The following is a 25675-nucleotide window of genomic DNA, read 5'->3' on the forward strand; positions in this document are numbered from 1 at the left end:
TAAAAAAATAGGTTGTTTCACCGACACGAAATGATTAAAGCAAACGCTGTGCCAGAGTTGAAAAATCTGCATTTTTCAGACGATTAGTCAGTCCTGGTCTGAGCCGTAGCTGAGACACAGATCACACAGAAAAGGGAGGCACAATGAGGAGTATAGAAAAAACGCACCAGAAAGGTGCGCTGTGCGTTAAGTCAGTGCATTTGGGGGATGATCGCGGGTTTGATCGCCTGTATTTGGTGCAGCGCAGCGGTAAGCTTTCAGCCGTTTTCAGCGGCCGCCAGCTCCTCACCCGCTAACTGCAATTGATACATCTGCCAGTAGCGCCTGATGGCTGCCGCGCTCCACTGCCTGCCCACGATGCAGCACCAGAATGGTATCTGCCTCGGTGATGGTGGAGAGCCGGTGCGCAATCACCACCAGCGTCGTTCGCTCGCGTATCGCCCGCAGCGCTTTCTGAATGGCCTGCTCAGTACCGGAATCAATATTAGCGGTGGCTTCATCCAGGATAAGGATTTGCGGCGATGCCACCAGCACCCGCGCCATCGCCAGCAGTTGCTTCTGCCCGACAGAGAGGGTGTTCCCCTGCTCTCCCAGCCGGGTATGGATCCCCTCCGGCAGTTCACGCGCCAGAGAGGCCAGTTGCACCGTTTCCAGCGCCTGCCATACAGCGTCCTCACCAATATCGCGCCCCAGGGTCACGTTAGCAAAGAAGGTGTCAGCCAGCACGACGGGATCCTGCTGTACCATCGCCACGCTACCCCGCAGCGCCGCATGGCTGAGGGAAGCGAGCGGACGGCCGTCCAGCAGAATCTCCCCCTGACTGAGCGGATAATAGCCCATCAGCAGATTCGCCAGCGTACTTTTTCCGCTGCCGGTATGGCCGACCAGCGCCACAAAATGGCGCGAGGGCACCGACAGGTTGATATCGGTTAACACCGGACGACCGCTGCGGTAGGCAAAGGTCACATCACGGATCTCAATGCTGCCGCTGCGTAGCGGCTCACTGTCTTCACCATAGGGCTGACGCGGCGCGTCCATCAGTTCAAAAATACGCTCTCCCGCCACAACCGCCTGCTGTAACATCGACTGCTGGGTGGTCAGTTCGATCAGCGGCTCATTTAATCGCCCGAGGTAGTTAATAAAGGCATACAGTACGCCCACCTCAATCGTGCCGACGGAGGTAAAGCCAAACAGCATCATCAGGCCGCAGAGGATCATCGCTGAAAAAAGACTGAGCAGCGGCCGCAGCAGGAAGCCGTCCAGCCGCAGCGTCTGCATCCGCGCCAGATAGTGTGAACGGCTGGCCTCGCCCATCCTTTCGCCAAAGCGTGCCTGCTGGCGGAATTGCTGGATAACGCTCATCCCGTTGATCACTTCATTAAAGCCGTTGTTGATCTCGGCCAGATAGCTGCGGACGCGGCGCACAATTGGCGTGCTGTAACGCTGATAAATCAGCATCACCACCAGCACGGCCGGAAAAATAGTGATCGCCACCAGCGCCATACGCCAGTCAAGGCTGAACATCGCTACCAGCATTGCCCCGACCAGTGCCGCACTGCGCAGTACGGTGGCGACAACGGTGACATACAGGTCGCGCACGACCTCGGTATCATTCGTCACGCGAGAAATAATCTGCCCCACCGGCTGCGTATCAAACGCTCCCAGGGGCTGGCGCAGCGCCGCATCCATCACGTCAGTTCGCAGACGCTGAACCACGCCCACCGCCGCCTGATTAAACAGCAGTGCCTGAGCGTAGTGCAGCGCTGCCGCCAGCAATTGTAATAACAGGAAACTGACGACCAGGCCGGCAGCAAGCCCAACCGGCATGCGGTGTTTCGCCACCATGTTGTCGATAAAGTAGCTGACCAGCACCGGCCCCAGCACCTCGGCGGCGGCGGCCACCCACAGCATCAGTACCGCCAGGCTCAGGGATTTACGCCACGGCGCACCGTAGGACAGCAGCCGTTTGATCGTCGGCCACAGTTGGATGACATTAGCCATGCACAGCTCCCTGTTCTGTTTCATCATCGTCCAGTGCAGCTTCCAGCTGTTGATAACGGTACATATCGCGATACCAGCCCTGTTCTGCCGCCAGTTGCTCATGGTCGCCGCGCTGCGCCACCTGGCCGTGCTGCAGTACCAGGATCTCACTGGCTTCGGTGAGCGCAGAAAGGCGGTGGGCGCTGATGATCACCGTGCGCCCTTCCCCCCAGCTGCGCAGGTTATGCAGGATCTGATGCTCGGTGCGGCCATCCACAGCGGACAGTGCGTCGTCCAGCACCAGAATTTCCGCATCCAGCAGCAGGGCACGCGCAATGGAAATCCGCTGTTTCTGACCGCCGGACAGCATCACCCCCCGCTCTCCGACTTCCGTCTCATAGCCTTCAGGTAAACGCAAAATATCGTCATGGACAAAAGCGAGACGGGCGGCCTGTTCAATTTCACGTTGTGTCGCCCCCGGACGGCCCAGTGCAATATTACTGGCCACGCTGTCGGAGAAGAGGAAGGGGGTCTGACTGACCACGGCCAGACGGCTGCGCCAGCTGTCCAGACGCAGCTGTGGCAGCGGAATATCGTGATAACAAATGTCGCCCTGGTCGATATCAAAGTGGCGCTGGATAAGACTCAGCAAGGTACTTTTCCCCGCACCGGTCGGGCCACACAGTCCCAGCATCTGTCCCGGCTGAAGGCGAACGTGCAGATTGCGCAGCGCAGGCTGTTGCGCCCCCGGATAGCAGAACTCGCTGACCGAGATCGCCAGCACGCCCCGGCCTTCCGGCAGCACTTTATCGCCGTCAACGACGGCCGGCGCTTCCGCCAGCAGCGCCTTAATTCGGGTCCAGGCCGCGCTGCCGCGTTCAACAATGTTAAACATCCAGGCCAGCGCCAGCATCGGCCAGATCATCAGCCCAAGGTACATCACAAAACTGGTGAGCTGACCCAGGGTCATAGTACCGTGCCATACCATCCAGCTGCCGCCGCCGATAGCCAACAGATTCGACAGGCCGATAGCGATATAGATAGTAGGGTCAAAGCGCGCATCAACGCGGGCTACCCGCAGGTTTTTCTCTCCGGTATCTTTGGCAATGGCAGCAAACTGCCCGGACTGGTGGTCTTCCAGGCCAAACGCTTTGATCATACGAATACTGCTCAGGCTCTCCTGCGTCTGATCGTTCAGCGAGGAAAATGCCGCCTGGGCCAGCTTAAAGCGCTGATGGAGCTGGTCACCGTAGCGTTTGATCACCAGCGCCATTACCGGCATCGGCAACAGGGCCAGCAGCGTGAGCTGCCAGCTGATTTGCGTGCTCATCACAATCAGCACTGCCATGCCCATGACCAGCGAGTCGACCAGCGTCAGCACGCCTTCACCGGCGGCGAACACCACGCGGTCAACGTCATTGGTGGCCCGTGCAATCAGGTCGCCGGTCCGGTGGCGTAAATAGAATCCGGGATGCTGGCGACTGAGCTGACGGTAAAAATCTTCACGCAGCTCCACCGCCAGCTGATAGGAGGCACCAAACAGCAGCACGCGCCAGACATAGCGCAGCAGATAAACGACAATGGCCGTGGCCAACATGACGCCAACCCACATCATCAGCTGAGCGTGAGTCATGCCGTCGCGGCTGACGCCGTCGACGATCCTGCCCACCACATGTGGTGGCAGGAGTTGCAGTATGGCAATCACGATTAACAGCAAAACCGCCCCAAGATAACGGCGCCATTCACGCAAAAAGTACCAGCTAAGTTGGCTAAAAAGTCGCACAAAAATATCCTGATTATCGACCGGTTAAAGCGTCACCGGCAAAGCGGTGGTGTATTTTATCTCTTCCATCGCAAAACTCGAAGTGACATCGATCAGGCCCGGCACGCCGTTGACCAGACGCTTATAAAAGCCATCGTAGCTTTTCATATCGGCCACCTGAACGCGCAGCAAATAATCATATTCCCCGGCCATGCGGTAGAACCCCATCACTTCCGGCATAGCCTGAACCACATCAACAAACTGGTTAAACCATTCGCTGCTGTGCTGCTGGGTTTTGATCAAGACAAAAGCAGTCAGACCAAGGCCGAGTTTTTCACCATCGAGTAACGCCACCCGGCCGCGAATATAGCCTTCATCCTCCAGCCTTTTCAAGCGCTTCCAGCAGGGGGTAGTGGTCAGGCTGACGGCATCCGCCAGCGCCTGCAGAGAGAGCGTACAATCCTGCTGAAGCAGGTTTAACAGCAACCTGTCTTTTTTATCCAGCGGCATAGGTAGCAAAATTTTCTCCATAGCATCAGAAACACAGTAGTATTATAGCAACCTTTTCCCCGGGTATTTCGTTAATCTGGTTCTCCTGCAGTCTCTCACTCAAGGATGACGAAAATGCCGCGTTCTGCTTACCGTAACCTGTTGATCATTGGATTATTCACGGCTGTCGCCCTCACCTGGGGTACAACCTGGATGGCAATGAAAATTACTGTGGCTACCGTTCCACCCGTTTTTGCCACCGGGCTGCGTTTCCTCTGTGCTGCCCCGCTGCTGCTGTTACTCGCAGGGTATAAAAAGGCACCTTTACTGTTTCCACAAGGACAGCGTGGTTTTCAGCTCTGTGTCATGCTGTTCTATTTCGCGATTCCGTTTACGCTGATGATCTACGGTGAGCGTTACACCTCATCCAGCCTGGCAGCCATTATTTTTGCCACTATGCCTGCGGCAGTGCTGGCCGCTTCCCTGCTGTTTCTGCGTGAAAAAACATCGCTGCAGCAGCTGCTGGGCCTGGCCATCAGTATTGGCGCGCTAAGCACAATTCTGTGGCACGAAACCCGCCACAGCGGAGAGAGTCAAATCCAGGGGATCCTGGCGCTGGTCGCTGCCGTGCTAATTCACGCGGTGATGTACGTCCAGTGTAAAAAGCGCTGTGCGGGTATTTCCGTATTGAGCTATAACGCCCTGCCCTGTCTGGGAGCGGGCATACTCCTGACGGTAGCCGGGCTGGCGGAATCACCCGATGTCCATGCCTTCGCACCCGAGGCGCTGATGGCGATTGCCTATCTTGGCGTGGTGGCCGGCGTGGGCGGTATTCTGGCTTACTTTGCTCTGCAACAGACGGCAAAACCTTTCCAGGCTTCACTGGTCTTTCTGGTCTTTCCGCTTATTGCGGTGGCGCTGGAGAGTCAGGTGAATGGCAGCAGTATCAGCCGTGAATCTTTACTGCTGTTGTTGCCTTTCCTGCTGGGGATATTGCTGACGCTGTATCGCGGTGCACGCAGCCGACAGCCGGCGGTGACAACCAAAGCGGCGCTGCGCCGCTAAAGAAAATAGCCGGACGTCCAGGTCCGGCACACTGACCAATAAACGGATTATTCGGGGGAATAAACCCGGTGTGGTGTGGAAAGCCAGTGGTTGAGATAATGAGACACGCCCTGTGTCGCACAGTCGCCAATAACCGGTAAATGCGGCAGTTTCGCTTTCAGTTCACGCATGGCGTTGCGCATCACAAAACCCTGCCCCACGCCTCCCAGCATCTCCAGATCGTTCATTGCATCGCCAAAGGCCATGCACTCTGCCATGTGAATACCCAGCCGATCCGTTAGCTGCGCCAGGGCCGCCCCCTTGTTACAGTCGAGAGGCAACACCTCCAGGCAGTCCTGCGCCGAAAAACAGAGGTGGGCGCTATCGCCCAGCGCTTCATGAAGCTGGATTTTCAGCGCACAAAGCGTCTCATAATCCGCAATAAAGCAGGCTTTCGTCACCTGATGTTCCGACAGCGTACGCAAATCGGTCAGTTGATAGCGGAAATTTGACAGCTGATGCGCCTGTAAAATCTCCGGAACGTCATACTGCGTAAACCAGCCATTATCATTGAAAACATGCAGACTGGCGCGGGTATGCCAGTGGCTGTGGATCACCTGCCTTGCCACGGCCGGAGGAAGATCGCTGGCATGCAGTAACTCACCTGCGGGATCGTGGATGCGTGTCCCGTTGCCGCTGATCAGAAAAGCAGGCAGATCGTAATTGCGTAGCAGTGGCTGCATCTCCAGATAATGGCGACCGGTGGCAAAGGTCAGCTGCACGGGATGTGCCTGAAGCGCACGAAGGCTGAGCAGGGTTTGTTGCCCTAACTGATGGTCTGGCATCAGCAGCGTGCCATCCATATCAAATGCAGCAAGACGCACCATTTTCTCTCCGCTTGAAGGGGTTTTCATCTGCACTGAGTATCCTCTGGCATTTACGGAACTAATAGTGAATACTTTTTTTAAACTGTTCCGGGTTTGGATGACATGAGAAAACTGAATCGGTTAAATCAGTATCAGCGCCTGTGGCAACACAGCGCAGGCCAGCCGCAGTCGACCAGCGTGGCCGAGATTGCCGCCTGCTGTTTTTGCAGTGAGCGCCACGCCCGAACGCTGCTGCGTCAGTGGCAGGAGAGCGGATGGCTGAACTGGCAGGCGACGTCAGGGCGCGGAAGGCGCGGCAGTCTGACCTTCTTGCAATCTCCCGCCACCCTGCGCAGCGAACTGATGCTACAGCAACTCGATAACGGCCAGCCGCAGCATGCGCTGCAGATGGTACCGCTTGCTCCGGAGCAGCTCAGCCAGCTGCTTCAGCCGTTTATGGGCGGACAGTGGCAGAACAACCAGCCTACGCTGCGTATTCCTTATTATCGTCCCCTGGACCCCTTGCGTCCGCTGATGCAGCCAGGTCGCGCAGAGCAGCATCTGGCCCAGCAGGTTTTTGCCGGATTAAGCCGTCTGGCAGGAGATGAGGCCGTTCCCGACCTGGCGCACCACTGGCAGGTCAGTGAAGATGGACTGAGCTGGTTCTTCTTTCTGCGCCCTCAGTTACGCTGGCATCACGGCGAGGCGGTCACCGCTGAACAACTGCAACAGCGGCTGGAGATGATCCTTGCCAGCGCTGGCGGGAAGCGCCTGCTGGCCAGCGTTAAGACGGTCAGCCGGGCCCATGCCCTTTGCCTGCGTATCGACCTGCTGACGCCGGACTACTGGCTGGCACACCGGCTGGCCAGCGTCCCGTGTCTGCTGCCGCACCCGGAAAATGCGGATATCGGAGCCGGCCCCTGGCGCTTGATGGTGAACTCCCCGGCGCTACTGCGCCTGGAAAGCCATGGCTGGTATCACGGCACACACCCCCTGATGCAGGCCATTGAATACTGGATCGCACCGCAGCTGTTTGACCCGGGGCTGGGCACCAGCTGCCGTCATCCGGTGAAGATTGCCATCGGCGCACAGCACGATCTGAAGGCTCTGCAGCCCGTCAGCCAGCGTATCAGCCTTGGATTTTGTTATCTGGCGCGAGGGCGGCGTGCCGGACTATCCGCGCGTCAGGCCAGGCATATTATGTCGCTGGTGCATCAGTCTGGCATTATCGAAGCGCTGCCTCTTGAAGAAGGCCTGATCACTCCCAGCCGGGAAATGCTGCCGGGCTGGCATATTCCTGACTGGCAGCCTGATCCGGACGTTTCTCTGCCTGCCCGACTCAGCCTGCATTACCACCTGCCGGTAGAACTGCATGCCATGGCGACAACGTTAAAGCACCTGCTGGCCACCCAGGGCTGTCAGCTGACGCTGCATTTCCACCCAGCCAAGAACTGGCAGGATTATCCCGCACTGGCAGAGGCAGATCTGGTGATGGGCGACAGGCTGATCGGTGAGGCGCCGGTGTTTACCCTTGAGAGCTGGCTGCGCCAGGATCCCCTGTGGCCGATACTGACCGGGGCGGACGGCTGGGCGCAACTGCTGCATCATCTGGAGGATTTACAGGCTCATCCTGAACTGGAACAGCGCCAGCAATGTCTCAGGGCGTTATATCTGCAGCTGATGGCGGATGCCGTGATCACCCCACTGTTTAACTATCGTTATCAGGTCAGCGCGCCCCCAGATGTTGAAGGGATCCGCCTGAACGCCTGGGGCTGGTTTGATTTTTCCCGGGCCTGGATTGCCCCGCCCGTCGCAATCATCTGAGAACAGGCTCCTGCAGCGGCCTGCTGCTATCAGGTGCCGGTTCAGCCGGCGCATTGGGATGGATATCGCACTGAGGGCCAAAGCATTTGATCTGCTGGCAGCCTGGCTTGCCGCTCAGGCAGTTGTGATAAACATGCAGGTTATGCAGTCTGACATTAAATACCCTGTCCATATGGATGCCGTAATCAGCGTTGTCATACACCGTCAGATCGCTCATATAAACGTTGATCATGTGCGATCCGCGAATGCCGTGTCCACGGGGGCTGGCATAATAACCGCCGCTGTTTTTTCCGGTCTGGATCAGCCGAACATCAGCTACGCGCCGAAGGTAGATATTATGAAAATAGTCCTTTTCGGTGTTGCCGTTGTTATGCAGCTTCAGGTCTGTCGCCGTTATACGACTGACGCCTTTCAGGTGGATCCCGTTGCTGCTGTTCTCCACCTCAACATTCTGCAGGGTGATATCACTGCAACCGGTTTTTTCACCGGCCGTCGGATCCCCACTACAGTTAAAGAAGAGTCCTATCTGATGGTTTCTCCGATCCTGACTGTCAGGCCGTTGGTCAATGGTGCCGACCAGCTTGATATTTTTTATCGTGACGTGGATGGCGGCAGTGGTATAGAGCAGCGGGGCATTAATGGTGCTGCTGACCGCAGGACGCCAGGTGATAACGGTACCCGGCCCCCTGCCTTCAAGCGCCACATTGCTGCTCAGTAACAGACTGCGGTCCTGAAAATAGGTGCCGTTGCCCAGCTGCACCGTGCCGCCACCGGCATCGGCCACCCGCTTAATGCATTCAGACAGGCTGTGCGTAACCGGACATGCCACACGGCCTGCAGCCTCCCCTGCGGGGGCGTAACAGGCCAATGTGAAGAAAGCAATCACACCGGCATAACGGAACAGGGCTTTCACAGTCATTTTCGCTCACAGTGACTTTACTAACAGGCAGGGAAGACAGTCCGGACTGACAGAAATTATCGCATAATGAGCCGTAGCCCCAGATATCCCATCACCAGTCCACTCACTTTATCCAGCCAGGAGGTGTATTTCATGTAGACCTGGCGGGGCCTTTCAGCCGACAGCAGCCATGCCACCAAACCATACCAGAGCGCATCGATGCAGAACGCCATGATGGGCAGCACCAGATACAGATAAGGCGAAATATGCTGACTGAGTAAGGCAGCAAAAATACTGCCGAACACGATCGCCGTATTCGGATTACTGAGCTGAGTCGCCATGCCGGTAAGAAACGCGCGGCGCGGGCCCCGGGCGTTATTGCCCACCAGACTTGAGGCCACCCTGTCGCCCGTCCTGAAAAGCATGTTGCCGCCCAGCCAGAGAAGGTAAACGCCGCCGGCGGTTTTAAGCGCGGTATACAGCCAGGGCACCAGTGTCAGCAGCGAATGCAGCCCGGCCAGTGCAATGACTGAAAAAATCATGCACCCTACGCCCATGCCAGCGGCGGCAGCCAGCGCACTGAGACGTGAGGAAACCACGGCCGTCCGGGCTATCATGATGAAACTGGGCCCGGGACTCATGGCCCCCAGCAGAATAGCGCCGGCGATGGTCATCAGGGCGACGGGTGAGTCAGTCATTTTTTTACCTGCTCTGTCATCATTAAGTAGGGTTTCTCCCTGCGCAGGGAGTGGGTTACTGGCGGCTCTGGCAGTAACGTTCGGCCAGCTTATCCAGGAATGTGAACAGTGCCTGATTCATCTCCCGGTAATCAAGGGCTCGCAGCTCCGCTGGGGTCTGCACAAAGCGAAATTCAGCTGCCCGGCTCAGATCCTTTTCAGAATGTGCAATCAGTCGTTCAACCACTTCCGCAGTCAGCTCCAGGTGGCACTGAAAACCGTAAACCAGATCGCTGTACGCGACGATCTGGCGCGGGCACCCTTCGCTGTAAGCGATAAGGGTGGCATCGGGTGTCAGGCCTGGCATATCGTTATGCCAGTGCCCGACCTCAAGCGAGTGACCGAAATGCGTAAACAGCGGGTGCTGTCGCCCGGCTTCCGTCAGAGAGACGGGAAATTTGCCGATCTCTTTTTCCGGGCTGTGTGCGAAAGGAGCCTTGAGCGCCTCACCGATCAGCTGGGAACCCAGGCAGATACCGATAACGGCTTTTCTGGCGTGAATCGCGGCCGCGATGAAAGCCTGCTCCGCTTTCGCATCAAAATGTGGGCACTCTTCCGGCGTGGTGGCCGGATCCTGTGGCCCGCCCATGACGATCAAAAAATCAATGTTCTCCACGCTGGACGGTAGCGCCTCGCCTTCATAAACCCGGGAACAGGTCACGTGATGGCCCTGGTTCCTGGCCCAGCTCTCACAGGCACCCGGTGCCTCAAAACTTTCATGGATGAGGAAATGTACGTGCATTTTAATATGCTCCTCTGATGCTTATGATAACCTTAATTTTCAAGCCTCACCCTTTCAGGATATTGACCGATCGGATGAGTCCGACTTAATGATGATAAGTGCAGGAACAGAATTTAAAATGCCAGGTAGCATAGATAAAGCGCCAAGACATGACGATGCGACAGGCTGGTCTGGCACCTCCATAAGCTATCAACGTGGAGAGACCGATCCTCCTCATCATCATATTGAAGGACAACTCTTATTTGCGACCAGAGGCGTTATGCTGGTTGAAACAGAAGGCAATCGTTGGGTGATCCCCCCTCAGCGTGCACTGTGGCTTCCGCCTCTCCAGATTCACAGCTACAACCTGCTCTCCCATACTGACTTACGGGCCATTTATTTCAGCCGCAGTCTTATCGCAGAATGCCCGAACTTCACGAAAAGTAACCATGTGCATGTCATTACAGCCACAGCACTGGTGAAAGAGTTGATAGCCGGGCTTTTCGATGCTGACTACAGTGGCCCGAGTCAGCGTAAAATGGCGCTGTTGATTTTGGAAATTCTCAGTGAGGCAACTCCCCTCGCTACCGAGTTGCCTGTGCCAAATGATGAGCGCTTATTTTGCGCCACGAGAGAGTTACTGGTCAGCCATCGCTGGGAAGCCTCTCTGAGCGATCTGGCCTTTATCGCCAACATGTCTGAACGTACCTTTTCGCGGCTGTTCATTAAGGACACGGGGTTCAGTTTCAGGACCTGGAAGCAAAGAGCAAGAATTTGTGCTTCGTTAGATCTTCTCGCCAATGGCCTCTCCGTTAAACAGGTCGCTTACCAGCTTGGTTTCTCATGCCCGGCGGCGTTCACTGCTGCATTTCGTTCCCTTCTGCATTCAACGCCGCGCAATTTTCTTCCTTAGTCCTGGCCCATGCCTGGTCTTTACCCCTGGCAGATACACCTTATTTGCCGCCGCTGCATATCTGACACCTCCCTTCCCTGATTGACATCACACACAACTGCACACCCGCCCGGGCGGCACAAGGGATACCTTTCTGAACCGCAAGGTATTACCATAGCCAGCAGAAATTAACCGGGAAGGTAAAGTATGAAACGTGCAGTGGTGGTATTCAGCGGTGGTCAGGACTCAACAACCTGTCTGATTCAGGCGTTACAGCAGTATGACGAGGTACATTGCGTCACCTTCGATTATGGCCAGCGTCACCGTGCGGAAATCGATGTTGCCCGGGAACTTTCGCACGCGCTCGGCGCGCGGGCGCATAAAGTGCTGGATGTGACCATGCTTAACGAGCTGGCCGTCAGCAGTCTGACGCGTGATAACATCCCGGTGCCTGCCTACGAACCGGATGCCAGCGGCCTGCCCAGCACCTTCGTACCGGGTCGCAATATCCTCTTTTTAACCCTTGCAGCCATTTATGCCTGGCAGATTGAAGCCGAGGCGGTGATTACCGGTGTCTGCGAAACCGATTTTTCCGGTTATCCGGACTGTCGCGACGAGTTTGTGAAGGCGCTCAATCACGCCGTCAGTCTCGGTATGGCGCGAGACATCCGCTTCGAAACACCGCTGATGTGGCTGAATAAGGCAGAGACCTGGGCGCTGGCCGACTACTGGCAGCAGCTTCCGCTAATCCGTCATCAGACGCTGACCTGCTATAACGGCATTCAGGGCGACGGTTGCGGTACCTGTGCGGCATGTCATCTCCGTGCCAATGGCCTGCAGGCGTATCAGCAGCATCCGGCCACTGTGATGCAGGCAATGAAAACCAAAACCGGGTTGGTGTAACCCATCGCGAAACCGGTCAGGCCCCTGCCCCGGCGTTCAGGGTTTCAAGGTGGGCCTTCAGCTCACCTTCCAGCGGCAGGGCTTTTTTCGATTTCAGATCGATGCAGACAAAGGTCAACAGCGCATCGGAAATCGCACTGCCATCGGACTGCAGTGACACCCGCTGGTCAATCACCCCGCTTTTTCCGCCCAGCGTCATCAGTTGGCTGTCGATATTCAGCACATCCCCCATCACCGCCGGGCGGCGATAGTTAATATTAATATTCACCACCACAAAGGCCAGACCGCGCTCATTCATCCAGTGAAATGCCCGACTCTGTTCCAGCCAGGCCCACCGGGCCTCCTCAAGAAACTCAAGATAGCGGGCATTATTCACATGCTGATAAACATCCAGATGATAGCCGCGAACTTTGATGGTGGTCTGCATAAAGGATCCTCATAAATAGAAAAGGCCATACCAACTGGTATGACCTCTGAGAGATTAGCAGTCTGTCCGCACAATGTGCTGCGCAGATAGCCGTGACTGGAGATAGATCACAATTTCAGCGATGACAGATTGCGCTCAACCAGCTTATTGCCCATCCCCGGCACCTCTTTTAACTGCTCAAGCTGAGTAAAAGGGCCGTATTTTTCACGGTAGCTGACGATAGACTCCGCTTTTTTAATTCCTACCCCATTCAGTGCCGCCGCCAGCTCCTCGGCGCTGGCACTGTTAATACTGACCTGTGACGTTGACGGGCTGATAGCGTCTGTTTCCGGTACCGCCTGTACAGTCGCGGGCTTCTCCGCTACCGGTTCAGCACCAGCGATTCCCGGCAAAAACAGACCGGCTGATAATACCAATGTCAGGGCCTGCAAAGTGCGATTAAACATGCTGTTTTCCTCCATGTGTTAGACAGCACGGCCACCCTAACGTGATGGCGGCAACCCGGCAAACGGCGGATTACAAAATTGGAAAAGGCCGCATAAGCGGCCTTTGGATGTTGCAATCAGTTGCAGTGACTTTGCGAGGCTTACTGTGCCTGTGCAGCCGCACCGTATTTGATTTTAGCGTCTTTGCGCAGATTGCTTAACATGGCAGCAAAAGCCAGCTGGGCATTGTTCTGAGTTATGCCCTGGACTAGCGCCTGCTTCTGTGCTTCCGGCATGGTCCCTTTTTGAACTTTATCCAGTGCCATGACCACGACGTTACCCTGTGCATCTTCGCTGATGCCAAAGGAAGGCTTACCTTCAGAAGGCAACGGCAGCGTAAAGGCCGCCTGAGACAAAGCGTCCTGTCCGGTTCGGGACAGTGTCTGCTGAGGTCCGAAGCTCAGACCCGCCGCCTTCAGTGCCTCATCGCCTTTGCCCGCTTTCAGCGCAGCCAGAAGTTTGTCAGCCTGGGCTTTCGCTTCCTGCTGTGCTTTCTGCTGTTTCAGCGTATCTGTGATCTGCGCAGTCACTTCATTTAGCGGTTTAACTGCCTCTGGCTTATGTTCGCTAATACGCAGCACGAAAGCACGGTCGCCATCGACGGTGATCACGTCTGAGTTACTGCCCGGAGAACCGTTTTCCCCGACCAGACCACCGTTAAAGATCGCGTCCTGTACGGCTTTAAAGTTCAGCTCGGCAGGCAGGTTGTCATGATTAAACCAGCCCGTTTCTACTGCTTTCACCCCAGCAGCCTGCTCTGCACTGGCCAGCGACTCATTGTCATTGCTGGCAGCATCGCTAACTTTCTGCTGCAGTTTATAGTAAGCATCTACCGCTTTTTCCTGCTTCACTTTAGCAGCGATGTCATCATGTACTTCAGCCAGCGTTTTTACTTTTTCTGCCTGAGTATCATCAAGACGGGCGACAATAAAGCCAACAGAGGATTTAATCACGCCAGAAAGCTGGCCTTTGTCTTTCAGCCCCGCGTCTTTCAGTTCGTCTGGCGTCGTGTCAGGTTCCAGCCATCCCATATCACCGCCATTGCGGGCAGAGATCGGGTCGGCAGATTTTTCTTTCGCCAGGGCTGCAAAGTCGCCGCCCTGTTTCAGCGCGTCCAGAACTGATTGCGCTTCCGCTTCAGTTTTCGTCTGAATGATGCTGTAACGATTACGCTGCGGCTGGGTGTAATCCTGCTGATGCTGATCGTACCAGGCCTGAATGTCGCTCTCGCTCACCGGTTGCTGCATCGCGGCAGCATCCAGCTTAATGTAGCTCACACGAAACTGTTCAGGTGACATAAAGCTGTTTTTATTCTGCTCATAGTAGCTGTTAACCCCTTCCGGCGTGACGGTCTGCTTTGCCACCAGGGCATTAACATTGATGGTCACATCACGCACCAGACGCTGCTGAGAAACCAGCGCGGCCAGAGAATCGGTTTCGTTACCCAGCACGAAATCCGTACCGGTCACAGACTGAATCAGCTGCTGAGTGGTCAACTGCTTGCGCAGAGCCTCGGCGTACTGATCGGCAGAGAAGCCCATGTTGCTGATAATGCTCATGTACTTGGCGTTATCAAATTTACCCTCCGTCTGGAAGGCCGGCTGGGTGAAAATCGCCTGTTTAATCTGATCGTCACTGATAGCCAGGCCAATATCTTTGGCATACTGGTCAAGTAACACTTCGTCAATCAGCTGTGACAGGGCCTGCTGACGGATCTGTTGCATGTAACCTTCGTTACCCGCCAGAGCCGAGAACTGCTCGCCCAGCATCTGCTGCTGACGCGCACGTTCGCTGCTGAAAGCACGCTCAAGCTGCGCACGGCTGATTTCCTGGCCGTTTACTTTCGCGGCGTAATCACCGTTGCCACCTGTCAGATACCCGCCTACACCGGTAAGGACAAAGGAAAGGATGATCAAGCCCAGTAAAATCTTGAGCACGACATGGTTCGACGCCGCGCGTAAATTGTCCATCATGGTGTGACAACACTCCGCTGTAGTGTGAATGTATAACCTTGCGCTGCCGTCCCGCGTTCCCGAGGACGCACTCAGCCATTTTAGACAACCGCAGCACGCGTTTGTCAATCAAACATAAAAAAGGCACATCAAGATGCTGATGTGCCCCGTATGTTACATGAGAACGCGTTGGCGATCCTCAATACGCCGAAGAAATCTGCTTCTGCGACGGCTTAATACATTTAATTTACAGAGTCTTTCAGCGCTTTACCGGCACGGAAGCCCGGCACTTTACCCGCAGCAATGGTAATTTCTTTGCCGGTCTGCGGATTACGCCCGGTACGCTCGGCGCGCTCACGCACAGAGAAGGTACCGAAGCCGACCAGCGCCACTTCATCGCCAGCCTGCAGTGATTCAGTGACTGAACCGATAAATGCATCTAATACACGTCCCGCTGCAGCTTTGGAAATATCGGCGTTTGCAGCAATTTTGTCGATCAACTGTGACTTATTCACTCAATCATCCCCTCTTTTATTTTATACATCGTGAACGGACTTTCTGCCGGACACGTGCGTGCATCATTTGTTATTGCCATTCAACCGGACCCGTTGAGCCTTACTGCCCGACAGCCTCTGCCATCACTGACTTAACAGCCCCCTAACTTAGCGGCACAAAAAAAGGCTGGCAAGCACCAATTCACTTGCCAGCCCTAGTTTTACAGTGAGTTTGCCTTAAATCACTATTTCGCCGTCACGACCTGCATCCCGGATGGGGCATTCTGCAGGGCGAGGGCTAATACTTCCTCGATGCGTTTCACCGGATGGATCTCCAGATCAGCAATCACGTTGTCCGGGATCTCTTCCAGATCGCGCTTGTTCTCATCGGGGATCAGTACCGTCTTAATACCACCACGGTGAGCGGCCAGCAGTTTTTCTTTCAGACCGCCAATCGGCAGAACCTGGCCACGCAGCGTAATTTCACCTGTCATGGCCACATCGGCACGCACCGGATTACCGGTCAGGCAGGAAACCAGCGCAGTACACATTGCAATACCGGCGCTTGGACCATCTTTCGGCGTCGCACCTTCAGGTACGTGAACGTGGATATCGCGCTTCTCGTAGAAGTCTGCATTGATACCCAGTTTTTCAGCACGTGCACGTACCACGGTCAGTGCGGCCTGGATAGATTCCTGCATGACTTCACCCAGAGAACCGGTGTAAGTCAGCTTACCTTTACCCGGAACGCAGGCTGTTTCAATCGTCAGCAGGTCACCCCCGACTTCCGTCCACGCCAGCCCGGTGACCTGACCCACGCGGTTCTCACTGTCAGCACGGCCGTAGTCGAAACGCTGCACGCCGAGATAGTCTTTGAGGTTATCGCCGTTGATCTCGATGTGTTTGATCGATTTATCCATCAGCAGCGTTTTCACCGCCTTACGACACAGTTTGGACAGTTCACGCTCAAGGCTACGCACGCCCGCTTCACGGGTGTAGTAACGGATGATCCCGACGATGGCGCTGTCGTCCACGGTCAGTTCACTTTTCTTCAGCGCATTACGCTCAATCTGCTTCGACAAGAGGTGCTGTTTGGCAATGTTAAGCTTTTCGTCTTCGGTGTAGCCGGACAGACGGATTACTTCCATACGATCCAGCAGCGGTGCCGGAATGTTCATCGAGTTGGAGGTCGCCACAAACATCACATCGGAGAGATCGTAATCCACTTCCAGGTAGTGATCGTTAAAGGCAATGTTCTGCTCGGGATCAAGCACTTCCAGCAGCGCCGAGGCCGGATCGCCGCGCATATCCGACGACATCTTATCAATTTCATCCAACAGGAAAAGCGGGTTTTTCACGCCGACTTTTGCCATTTTCTGGATCAATTTGCCCGGCATTGAACCGATGTAGGTACGTCGGTGACCACGAATTTCCGCTTCATCACGTACCCCACCCAGCGCCATACGTACGTATTTACGACCGGTGGCTTTGGCGATGGACTGGCCCAGAGAGGTTTTACCCACGCCAGGAGGCCCCACCAGACAGAGGATCGGGCCCTTAATTTTGCTGACGCGGCTCTGTACTGCCAAATACTCCAGGATACGGTCTTTGACGCGCTCAAGGCCAAAGTGATCGGTATCCAGCGTTTCCTGCGCTTTCAGCAGATCTTTTTTCACCTTGCTGCGGGCATTCCACGGTACCTGAACCATCCAGTCAATATAGCCACGAACCACCGTCGCCTCTGCGGACATCGGTGACATCATTTTCAGCTTTTGCAGTTCGGCTTCTGTTTTGTCACGCGCCTCTTTCGGCATTTTTGCCGCATCGATTTTGCGTTTCAGCGCTTCATTTTCGTCCGGCGCATCATCCATCTCACCGAGTTCTTTCTGAATCGCCTTCATCTGCTCATTCAGATAGTACTCGCGCTGGCTTTTTTCCATCTGCTTTTTGACGCGGTTACGGATGCGTTTCTCAACCTGCAGCAGGTCAATCTCCGACTCCATCATCGCCATCAGATATTCCAGACGTTCATTGATGTCCGACATTTCCAGCACAGATTGTTTATCAGCCAGTTTCAACGGCATATGTGCAGCGACGGTATCAGCCAGACGTGCCGCATCGTCAATGCTGTTCAGCGAAGTCAGTACCTCCGGCGGGATCTTCTTGTTCAGTTTGATGTAGCCTTCAAACTGATTGATCGCCGTGCGTACCAGTACTTCCTGCTCGCGCTCTTCAATTTCAGGCGACTCCAGGTATTCGGCCTGGGCAGTAAAATGGTCGCCGTTATCGGATAACGTCGTGATATGGGCACGCTGCAAACCTTCCACCAGCACTTTGACAGTGCCATCAGGGAGTTTCAGCATTTGCAAAATAGAGGCAACCGTCCCGACTGAGAAGAGATCGTTGATGCCAGGTTCATCCGTTGAAGCTTCTTTCTGAGCGACCAGCATGATTTTTTTGTCATGATCCATGGCGGCTTCAAGGCAGCGAATTGATTTTTCACGACCGACAAACAACGGAATGACCATGTGCGGATAAACCACTACGTCACGCAACGGCAACACAGGGATTTCAATGCGTTCAGAACGCTCAGGATTCATAGAGCTCTCTCTTAGTTTAATTTCCGCCAGGGTAAGGGGAACCGCATCATCCAGAAAAAGTGCAGTTTGACCCACAGGTATCTGAGTATATGGGGATGAACGGAATAGATTCAATGTCGGGGTTACGAGAAAAGTTAAAGGGGGAACATTTTCCCCCTTTTCGGATAACTGTCTGGAATGGTTTGGTTATTTATTCGCCAGATGCCTGCTGTGCTTCAGGCTTGCCATAAATCAGTAATGGCTCACTGTCGCCGCTGATAACCGACTCGTCAATCACCACTTTTTCCACGTCATCGACCGACGGCAGATCGTACATGGTGTTCAGCAGCGCGCCTTCCACGATTGAGCGCAGGCCCCGGGCGCCGGTTTTACGCGACATCGCCTTTTTGGCGATCGCCTTCAGCGCTTCTTCACGGAACTCCAGCTCCACGCCTTCCAGGTTGAACAACGCCTGGTACTGTTTGGTCAGGGCATTTTTAGGTTCACGCAGGATCTGGATCAGCGCGTCCTCGCTCAGTTCAGTCAGCGTTGCCACCACCGGCAGACGGCCGATGAACTCCGGGATCAGGCCAAACTTGATCAGGTCTTCCGGCTCCACCTGAGCCAGCAGCTCGCCTTCAGTGGCCTTTTCTGACTTGCCCTTCACCGACGCACCAAAGCCAATGCCGGTGCCGGTGTCCACGCGCTGCGACACCACTTTGTCCAGGCCCGCAAACGCGCCACCGCAGATAAACAGAATTTTCGAGGTATCCACCTGCAGAAACTCCTGCTGCGGATGCTTGCGACCGCCCTGCGGAGGCACTGCCGCCACCGTACCTTCGATCAGCTTCAGCAGCGCCTGCTGCACGCCTTCCCCCGAAACATCACGGGTGATGGACGGGTTATCTGACTTACGGGAAATCTTATCGATCTCATCGATATAGACGATACCGCGCTGGGCTTTCTGCACATCGTAGTCACACTTCTGCAGCAGCTTCTGGATGATATTTTCCACATCCTCACCGACATAGCCGGCTTCAGTCAGCGTGGTGGCATCGGCCATGGTAAACGGCACGTCCAGCAGGCGCGCCAGCGTTTCCGCCAGCAGCGTTTTACCGCTGCCCGTCGGGCCGATCAGCAGAATATTACTTTTGCCCAGCTCAATGCCGTTGCTGGTGTCGCCGTTGCGCAGACGTTTGTAGTGGTTATAGACAGCCACCGAGAGCACCTTTTTGGCGCGTTCCTGGCCGATAACGTAGTCGTCCAGGTGGTGACGAATTTCATGCGGCGTGGGCAGTGAACTGCGCTCGCGGTGCGGCACAGCTTCTTTGATCTCTTCGCGAATGATGTCATTACATAAATCGACGCATTCATCGCAGATGTAGACTGACGGGCCGGCAATCAGCTTACGCACTTCATGCTGGCTTTTGCCGCAAAAAGAGCAGTACAGCAGTTTCCCTGAACCGTCTTTGCGCTTATCTGTCATCAGTTAACCTCATGCCTTACTTAATTTACACGTACCAGTCCTTAATATAGCCCATTTCATCCGCTCATTGGGAGGAAAAGTCCCGCGTCTTCATCGATTGGACTGGCGCATCCTCACCGCAGCCAGGCCTGTGAGAAATAACCGCAGGTCGGCGCAGTAAGAAGAAACATCATTCAACCTGCTGTTTTAAAGTATAAAAAGTGCCTGATATTGCTGTTGATTTAGCTGCTATCTGGATTATGCTAAACTCTGGTCACTTATGATTATCCGATGGAGTGTAAAGCATGCCTCAAGAGCCAGATAAAGAAGAAAATGGGCAGGAAGAGAAGGGTTCCTCACTGGCGGTCAGTAAACTGCTTCAGTCACGCTCTATTATCATTTCCGGTGAGATTAATCAGGCGCTTGCTGAGAAAGTGACCGCCCAGTTGCTGATCCTGCAGGAAATGGGGGATGAGCCAATCAAGCTGTTTATTAACAGCCAGGGGGGTCATGTTGAAGCGGGTGATACCATCCATGACATGATTAAGTTTGTGAAACCCAAAGTGCTGGTCATTGGCACCGGCTGGGTTGCCAGCGCCGGGATCACCATCTTCCTGGCCGCTGAAAAAGAGAATCGTTACTCGCTGCCAAACACGCGCTTTATGATCCACCAGCCACTGGGTGGCGTTCGCGGTAAAGTATCCGATATCGAAATTGAAGCGAAAGAACTGCTGCGCGCCCGTGAGCGTATCAACCAGCTGATCAGTAAGGCAACCGGACAGCCGCTGGAAAAAGTCGAGAAAGACACTGACAGCAACTACTGGATGAGCCCTCAACAGGCCGTTGATTACGGTATTACTACCCACGTCATCAGTCACTGGGATGAACTGAAAGCCTAACGGTTTCGGTAGTATCCAAAATGAAAAAGGCCCGCATTGGCGGGCCTTTTTTCAACATCACATCAGGTTATTCGCCTGAGGCCTGCTGAGTTTCAGGTGTGGCATAAATCACTTTAGGTTCACTGTCACCCTCAATGACCCGGGCATCCACCACGACTTTCTCAACGTCATCCATCGATGGCAGATCGTACATGGTGTTCAGCAGCGCACCTTCCACGATTGAGCGCAAACCACGGGCACCGGTTTTACGCGACATCGCCTTTTTGGCAATCGCCGTCAGCGCATCGTCACGGAACTCCAGTTCCACGCCTTCCAGGTTGAACAATGCCTGGTACTGTTTGGTCAGGGCATTTTTAGGTTCGCGCAGGATCTGGATCAGCGCATCCTCGCTCAGTTCAGTCAGCGTTGCCACCACCGGCAGACGGCCGATGAACTCCGGGATCAGGCCAAACTTGATCAGATCTTCCGGCTCCACCTGAGCCAGCAGTTCGCCTTCAGTCGCCTTCTCTGACTTGCCCTTCACCGACGCACCAAAGCCAATGCCGGTGCCGGTGTCCACGCGCTGCGACACCACTTTGTCCAGGCCCGCGAACGCGCCACCGCAGATAAACAGAATTTTCGAGGTATCCACCTGCAGAAACTCCTGCTGCGGATGCTTGCGACCGCCCTGCGGAGGCACTGCCGCCACCGTACCTTCGATCAGCTTCAGCAGCGCCTGCTGCACGCCTTCCCCCGAAACATCACGGGTGATGGACGGGTTATCTGACTTACGGGAAATCTTATCGATCTCATCGATATAGACGATACCGCGCTGGGCTTTCTGCACGTCGTAGTCACACTTCTGCAGCAGCTTCTGGATGATGTTTTCCACATCCTCACCGACATAGCCGGCTTCAGTCAGCGTGGTGGCATCGGCCATGGTAAACGGCACGTCCAGCAGGCGCGCCAGCGTTTCCGCCAGCAGCGTTTTACCGCTGCCCGTCGGGCCGATCAGCAGAATATTACTTTTGCCCAGCTCAATGCCGTTGCTGGTGTCGCCGTTGCGCAGACGTTTGTAGTGGTTATAAACCGCAACAGAGAGCACTTTCTTCGCCCGTTCCTGGCCGATAACGTAGTCATCCAGGTGGTGACGAATTTCATGCGGCGTAGGCAGTGAGTTACGCTCGCGGTGCGGCGCAACTTCTTTAATCTCTTCGCGAATAATGTCGTTGCATAAATCAACGCATTCATCACAGACATACACCGACGGGCCGGCGATCAGCTTACGCACTTCATGCTGGCTTTTGCCGCAAAAAGAGCAGTACAGCAGTTTCCCTGAACCGTCTTTGCGTTTATCAGTCATTTACTTCCCCCTCATTGTCACACTCACCTTCCCACAAGGGGTTAGTTACGCAGGCCGCCACCCTCACGCCCTGCGGAGGCAACGGCACCGTGTCACAACATATTAAATCAGTTACGCTGAGACAGCACAGAATCCACTAAACCATACTCTACAGACTCGCTTGCCGACAGGAAACGGTCGCGATTAGTATCACGTTCAATAGTTTCGATCGTCTGTCCGGTATGTTTTGCCATCAGCTCGTTCATCATATGCTTAGTTTTGATGATTTCGCGGGCATGAATATCGATATCAGATGCCTGGCCCTGGAAACCGCCCAACGGCTGATGGATCATCACGCGTGAATTGGGCAGACAGTAACGCTTGCCCTTCGCCCCTGCGGTCAACAGGAACGCACCCATTGAGCAGGCCTGGCCCATACAAATGGTGCTGACGTCAGGTTTAATAAATTGCATGGTGTCGTAAATTGACATCCCGGCAGTAATGACGCCACCAGGAGAGTTAATGTACAGGTGGATGTCCTTCTCAGGATTCTCCGCTTCCAGAAACAGCATCTGCGCGACGATCAGGTTGGCCATATGGTCTTCGACCTGGCCGGTCAGAAAAATAATGCGCTCTTTCAGCAGGCGCGAGTAGATGTCGTAAGAACGCTCTCCGCGAGAGGTTTGTTCGACCACCATTGGCACCAGGGCCATATGAGGTGCAGTTTGTTCACGTTCGCCGCTGTATGACATTATCGTCTCCTGGATAAATTTCATTTGGCAACACTCTTCAGTGATTTTACTTGAGAGCGATCAGGAACACTATGATTCCAGGCCTTACACCCGATGCCGTCCGGACAGTTATCGGGTCTGATGACTTCGTTGTACCAATTTGGGGATGATCCCCCGCTGTTTCAAGCATAACAACGTTTTTATCAACTGCTAACCAGGAAAAGTAGCTTAGTCGATAATTTGCGGATTAAATGCGCAAATAACCAGTAAAAGCAGCAGTACCTTGAGCCATAAATGACAAAAGCCCGCTGCCGGAAGGCAGCGGGCTTGACGTCAACCAGAGAATTCAGAATCAGGCCGTAGCGGTCTGGTTCATCAGTTCCTGGAAGTTAGTGGCTTTTTCAGTCACTTTCGCTTTTTCCAGCACGGCTTCAACAGCCTGCTCTTCCAGCGCGACGTTACGCATGTTGTTCATCAGCTCGTTGTTCTTGCTGTAGAACTCGATCACTTCTGACGGGTCTTCATACGCAGAAGCCATCTCTTCGATCAGCGCTTTGACACGGTCTTCGTCAGCTTTCAGCTCATGGGTACGAATCACTTCGCCCAGCAGCAGGCCAACCACGACACGGCGTTTAGCCTGCTCTTCGAACAGTTCACGAGGCAGCTCCAGAGCCTGCTTCTCGTTGCCGCCAAAACGCTGTGCAGCCTGACGCTTAAGCACGTCGATTTCACTGTCGATCAGTGCTGCAGGAACATCGATATCATTGGCTTTCACCAGACCGTCGATAGCCTGAGTCTTCACGCGGTTACGCACAGCGCCTTTCAGTTCACGCTGCATGTTTTTACGCACTTCAGCACGCAGACCGGCAACAGAGCCATCTTCAACGCCGAAACGTTTGATGAACTCTTCAGTGAACTCTGGCAGCTCACGCTCTTCCACTTTCTTCAGGACGATTTCAAACTTCGCTGCTTTACCTTTCAGGTTCTCAGCATGGTAATCGTCCGGGAAGTTAACGTCGATAGTGAAGGTTTCGCCGGCTTTATGGCCAACAACGCCTTCTTCAAAGCCTGGGATCATACGACCCTGACCCATCGCCAGTACGAAGTCGGATGCTTTACCGCCTTCGAACTCTTCGCCATCGACAGAACCGGAGAAGTCGATAGTCGCACGATCTTCTGCAGTCGCTGCTGCATCGGTTTCTTTCCAGGTGGCCTGCTGCTTGCGCAGGGTATCCAGCATGGTGTCAACATCAGCATCAGTCACTTCAACCACCGGTTTTTCAACTTCGATGGCATCCAGACCCTGCAGTTCAACTTCCGGATAGACTTCGAACTCAACGGCGAAAGTGAAGTCTTCACCTGTTTTGTATTCGCCTGGCACGTAGTTAGGTGCGCCAGCCGGATTGATTTTTTCTTTGATGATCGCATCAACAAAGTTGCGTTGCATCAGATCGCCCAGGACGTCCTGGCGAACAGAAGCACCGTAACGCTGTTCGACAACGTTCATCGGTACTTTTCCTTTGCGGAAGCCGTCGATACGTACTTTCTTAGCTACGCTTGCCAGCTCACTTTTCACCGCTTTTTCGATCACATCTTTATCAACGGTAATCGTTACGCGACGGCCCAGGCCCTGAGTTGTTTCTACTGAAACTTGCATCTTATTACCTCAAAAAATCACGTGCTCGGTCAACTTCAGACATACCCGGCTGCTGTGAGCAGAGCAAATCTAAGAACCGGGACGGCTTCTGATGTCAGAACCGCATTCCCTGTTTACAGAAGCATCCCGAAGACATTCCGGAAAAAATAGACGCAGCATTATAGCGGTAACGTCTTAACGAGTCGAGGCTACACTCTCGCCTGAACCCTGCTACTTTTTACATTTTTGCCAACAAATCGCAAGAATTTGCTCACGGAAGGCATTTTCAGGCTGCGTAAACGAAAAAAAACGGCCAAATGGCCGTTTTTCGCATTTTATGCCGATTTACGCCAGCGTGCCGGCACCACGGCAGTTTGGCGAGGCGGGGACGGTATCCTGTAAGCCCTCCCACTCTTTCAAGGTATAGCTGTGCAAGGCCAATGCATGGACGCTTCCGGCCAGCTCTTCCGCCAGTACACCGTAAATCGCCCGGTGGCGGGTCAGAAAACGCTGGTCCTTAAAGCTGTCACTGACAATCACCACTTTAAAATGACTCTCAGCCCCTGCAGGAACATTGTGGCGATAACTTTCGTCATGCACCTCAAGGTGCGCCGGTGAAAATGCCGTACGTAACTTTTCTTCAATTTGCTCACGGATCATACCTTGACTCCTCTGATGCAGAGAACTGCGCCCCATCTCTTTAAATCGTAGTCGCTTTTTATCTAAAACCGACGCAGTTTAACGAATTTTTCCTGTGCTTGTTCACTTTGCACCGTACGACGTGAAACTGAGAGGTAATGGTGTGGTCGAAGGATCAAGCGTTCACGAGTCTGAAATTTCCGCAACGCGATGAATTTACGCTCGATCGGGGCTTCCCCTGTCGACAGGCAATGATATGATGACCGCAGTTTTGTCAGCAATACTACTCACGTAATCGAGAAAATAAGCATGTTAAAAAAATTATTTTTCCCTCTGCTGGCCGTCTTCATTCTGGCTGGCTGCGCAGGGAGCAGCAATACACTCGACATCTCTCCCAAGATTCAGTTGCCACAGCGTGATCCAAGCCTGATGGGTATTACGGTTAGCATCAATGGTGCCGACCAGCGCAGCGATCAGGCCCTGGCGAAGGTGAATCGTGATGGCCAACTCATCACCCTGACGCCATCCCGTGACCTGCGCTTCCTGTTACAGGAAACCCTGGAAAAACAAATGACCGCTCGCGGTTATATGATCGGGCCTAATGGTGCAGTAGACCTCCAGATTGTGGTCAACGGACTGTATGCTGATGTTACTCAGGGTAATGTCCGCTACAGCATCACCACCAAGGCAGATATTTCCATTATTGCCACCGCTAAAAACGGCAGTAAGCAGGTCAAAAACTACCGTCAGACCAGCAGTGTTGAAGGTGCCTTCTCTGCCAGCAATGAGAAAATCACCAATGTCGTTAATAACACTCTGGGTGACGTGATTGCCGACATGGCTCAGGACACCAGCGTTAACGAATTTATTAAACAAAACGCGCGTTAATCCCTCTGGCCCGGCAGGACGCCGGGCCTGATTTAAGGTCCGT

The 25675-nt window shown here is 54.4% G+C and carries 22 protein-coding genes and 1 pseudogene; 6 read left to right on the forward strand and 17 right to left on the reverse strand.

From position 1 onward, the window contains the following. Positions 1-257 precede the first annotated feature (257 nt). From K6L24_RS16245 to K6L24_RS16255, 3 genes and pseudogenes are all read right to left on the reverse strand, one after another. Positions 258-2001 (reverse strand): annotated as a pseudogene (locus K6L24_RS16245) (SmdB family multidrug efflux ABC transporter permease/ATP-binding protein). Next, positions 1994-3763: a SmdA family multidrug ABC transporter permease/ATP-binding protein gene (locus tag K6L24_RS16250; protein WP_062744984.1), complete on the reverse strand. Its 1770-nt coding sequence runs from the start codon at positions 3761-3763 to the stop codon at positions 1994-1996. The pseudogene K6L24_RS16245 and the gene K6L24_RS16250 overlap by 8 nt, the downstream one beginning before the upstream one ends. Positions 3764-3787: 24 nt before the next feature. Then, on the reverse strand, positions 3788-4261 hold the full coding sequence (locus K6L24_RS16255; protein ID WP_275065371.1) for an Lrp/AsnC family transcriptional regulator: 474 nt from the start codon (positions 4259-4261) through the stop codon (positions 3788-3790). A gap of 105 nt (positions 4262-4366) precedes the next feature. On the opposite strand from K6L24_RS16255, the gene K6L24_RS16260 reads away from it, so the two are divergent. Then, positions 4367-5296: a DMT family transporter gene (locus tag K6L24_RS16260; protein ID WP_187509924.1), complete on the forward strand. Its 930-nt coding sequence runs from the start codon at positions 4367-4369 to the stop codon at positions 5294-5296. Positions 5297-5343: 47 nt separating this feature from the next. On the opposite strand, the gene cof is transcribed toward K6L24_RS16260, so the two are convergent. Then, positions 5344-6162, reverse strand: a complete 819-nt coding sequence (cof, locus tag K6L24_RS16265; RefSeq protein ID WP_062745366.1) for an HMP-PP phosphatase — start codon at positions 6160-6162, stop codon at positions 5344-5346. A 102-nt stretch (positions 6163-6264) separates the two neighbouring features. On the opposite strand from cof, the gene K6L24_RS16270 reads away from it, so the two are divergent. Further along, complete coding sequence (locus tag K6L24_RS16270) at positions 6265-7965, forward strand: SgrR family transcriptional regulator (protein ID WP_222681649.1); 1701 nt, start codon at positions 6265-6267, stop codon at positions 7963-7965. Here K6L24_RS16270 and K6L24_RS16275 read toward each other — a convergent pair. The 3 genes from K6L24_RS16275 to K6L24_RS16285 are packed head-to-tail and all read right to left on the reverse strand — an operon-like array spanning position 7958 to position 10342. Next, a complete protein-coding gene (locus tag K6L24_RS16275; protein ID WP_222681650.1) occupies positions 7958-8884 on the reverse strand; it encodes a right-handed parallel beta-helix repeat-containing protein in 927 nt (308 codons plus the stop codon). The genes K6L24_RS16270 and K6L24_RS16275 overlap by 8 nt on opposite strands. Before the next feature lie 56 nt (positions 8885-8940). After that, complete coding sequence (locus K6L24_RS16280) at positions 8941-9561, reverse strand: LysE family translocator (protein ID WP_222681651.1); 621 nt, start codon at positions 9559-9561, stop codon at positions 8941-8943. A 55-nt stretch (positions 9562-9616) separates the two neighbouring features. Next, complete coding sequence (locus K6L24_RS16285) at positions 9617-10342, reverse strand: type 1 glutamine amidotransferase (protein ID WP_222681652.1); 726 nt, start codon at positions 10340-10342, stop codon at positions 9617-9619. 91 nt (positions 10343-10433) lie between these two features. On the opposite strand from K6L24_RS16285, the gene K6L24_RS16290 reads away from it, so the two are divergent. Further along, complete coding sequence (locus K6L24_RS16290; protein WP_240343622.1) at positions 10434-11234, forward strand: AraC family transcriptional regulator; 801 nt, start codon at positions 10434-10436, stop codon at positions 11232-11234. 186 nt (positions 11235-11420) lie between these two features. Then, a complete protein-coding gene (gene queC / locus K6L24_RS16295; RefSeq protein WP_062744964.1) occupies positions 11421-12116 on the forward strand; it encodes a 7-cyano-7-deazaguanine synthase QueC in 696 nt (231 codons plus the stop codon). A gap of 16 nt (positions 12117-12132) precedes the next feature. Here queC and K6L24_RS16300 read toward each other — a convergent pair whose 3' ends face one another. The 6 genes from K6L24_RS16300 to clpX (K6L24_RS16325) form a co-directional block, all read right to left on the reverse strand. Next, on the reverse strand, positions 12133-12543 hold the full coding sequence (locus K6L24_RS16300; RefSeq protein ID WP_062744962.1) for an acyl-CoA thioesterase: 411 nt from the start codon (positions 12541-12543) through the stop codon (positions 12133-12135). 107 nt (positions 12544-12650) lie between these two features. Next, positions 12651-12989 (reverse strand): helix-hairpin-helix domain-containing protein, encoded by a 339-nt coding sequence (locus K6L24_RS16305; protein WP_222681653.1) that lies wholly within the window; start codon positions 12987-12989, stop codon positions 12651-12653. A 140-nt stretch (positions 12990-13129) separates the two neighbouring features. Beyond that, a complete protein-coding gene (ppiD, locus tag K6L24_RS16310; RefSeq protein ID WP_222681654.1) occupies positions 13130-15001 on the reverse strand; it encodes a peptidylprolyl isomerase in 1872 nt (623 codons plus the stop codon). A 221-nt stretch (positions 15002-15222) separates the two neighbouring features. Then, positions 15223-15495 (reverse strand): nucleoid-associated protein HU-beta, encoded by a 273-nt coding sequence (gene hupB / locus K6L24_RS16315; protein WP_062744954.1) that lies wholly within the window; start codon positions 15493-15495, stop codon positions 15223-15225. A 224-nt stretch (positions 15496-15719) separates the two neighbouring features. Continuing rightward, complete coding sequence (lon, locus tag K6L24_RS16320) at positions 15720-18074, reverse strand: endopeptidase La (RefSeq protein WP_062744951.1); 2355 nt, start codon at positions 18072-18074, stop codon at positions 15720-15722. A 190-nt stretch (positions 18075-18264) separates the two neighbouring features. Beyond that, positions 18265-19539: an ATP-dependent protease ATP-binding subunit ClpX gene (gene clpX, locus K6L24_RS16325; protein ID WP_118664533.1), complete on the reverse strand. Its 1275-nt coding sequence runs from the start codon at positions 19537-19539 to the stop codon at positions 18265-18267. 284 nt (positions 19540-19823) lie between these two features. Between clpX (K6L24_RS16325) and K6L24_RS16330 the strand changes: the two genes are divergently transcribed. Continuing rightward, positions 19824-20417, forward strand: coding sequence for an ATP-dependent Clp protease proteolytic subunit (locus tag K6L24_RS16330; RefSeq protein ID WP_062749677.1), 594 nt, complete (start codon positions 19824-19826; stop codon positions 20415-20417). A 67-nt stretch (positions 20418-20484) separates the two neighbouring features. Here K6L24_RS16330 and clpX (K6L24_RS16335) read toward each other — a convergent pair whose 3' ends face one another. The 4 genes from clpX (K6L24_RS16335) to bolA form a co-directional block, all read right to left on the reverse strand. Then, a complete protein-coding gene (gene clpX / locus K6L24_RS16335; protein WP_118664534.1) occupies positions 20485-21759 on the reverse strand; it encodes an ATP-dependent protease ATP-binding subunit ClpX in 1275 nt (424 codons plus the stop codon). A 107-nt stretch (positions 21760-21866) separates the two neighbouring features. Further along, positions 21867-22490, reverse strand: coding sequence for an ATP-dependent Clp endopeptidase proteolytic subunit ClpP (gene clpP, locus K6L24_RS16340; RefSeq protein ID WP_062747746.1), 624 nt, complete (start codon positions 22488-22490; stop codon positions 21867-21869). A 331-nt stretch (positions 22491-22821) separates the two neighbouring features. Further along, positions 22822-24126, reverse strand: a complete 1305-nt coding sequence (gene tig, locus K6L24_RS16345; protein ID WP_062747748.1) for a trigger factor — start codon at positions 24124-24126, stop codon at positions 22822-22824. 324 nt (positions 24127-24450) lie between these two features. Next, entirely contained in the window at positions 24451-24765 is a 315-nt protein-coding gene (bolA, locus tag K6L24_RS16350; RefSeq protein ID WP_062747750.1) for a transcriptional regulator BolA, read from the reverse strand. Positions 24766-25053: 288 nt separating this feature from the next. On the opposite strand from bolA, the gene K6L24_RS16355 reads away from it, so the two are divergent. Continuing rightward, positions 25054-25632: a lipoprotein gene (locus K6L24_RS16355; RefSeq protein WP_062747752.1), complete on the forward strand. Its 579-nt coding sequence runs from the start codon at positions 25054-25056 to the stop codon at positions 25630-25632. Positions 25633-25675 lie beyond the last annotated feature (43 nt).

Source organism: Erwinia persicina, assembly GCF_019844095.1.
GTDB lineage: Bacteria > Pseudomonadota > Gammaproteobacteria > Enterobacterales > Enterobacteriaceae > Erwinia > Erwinia persicina.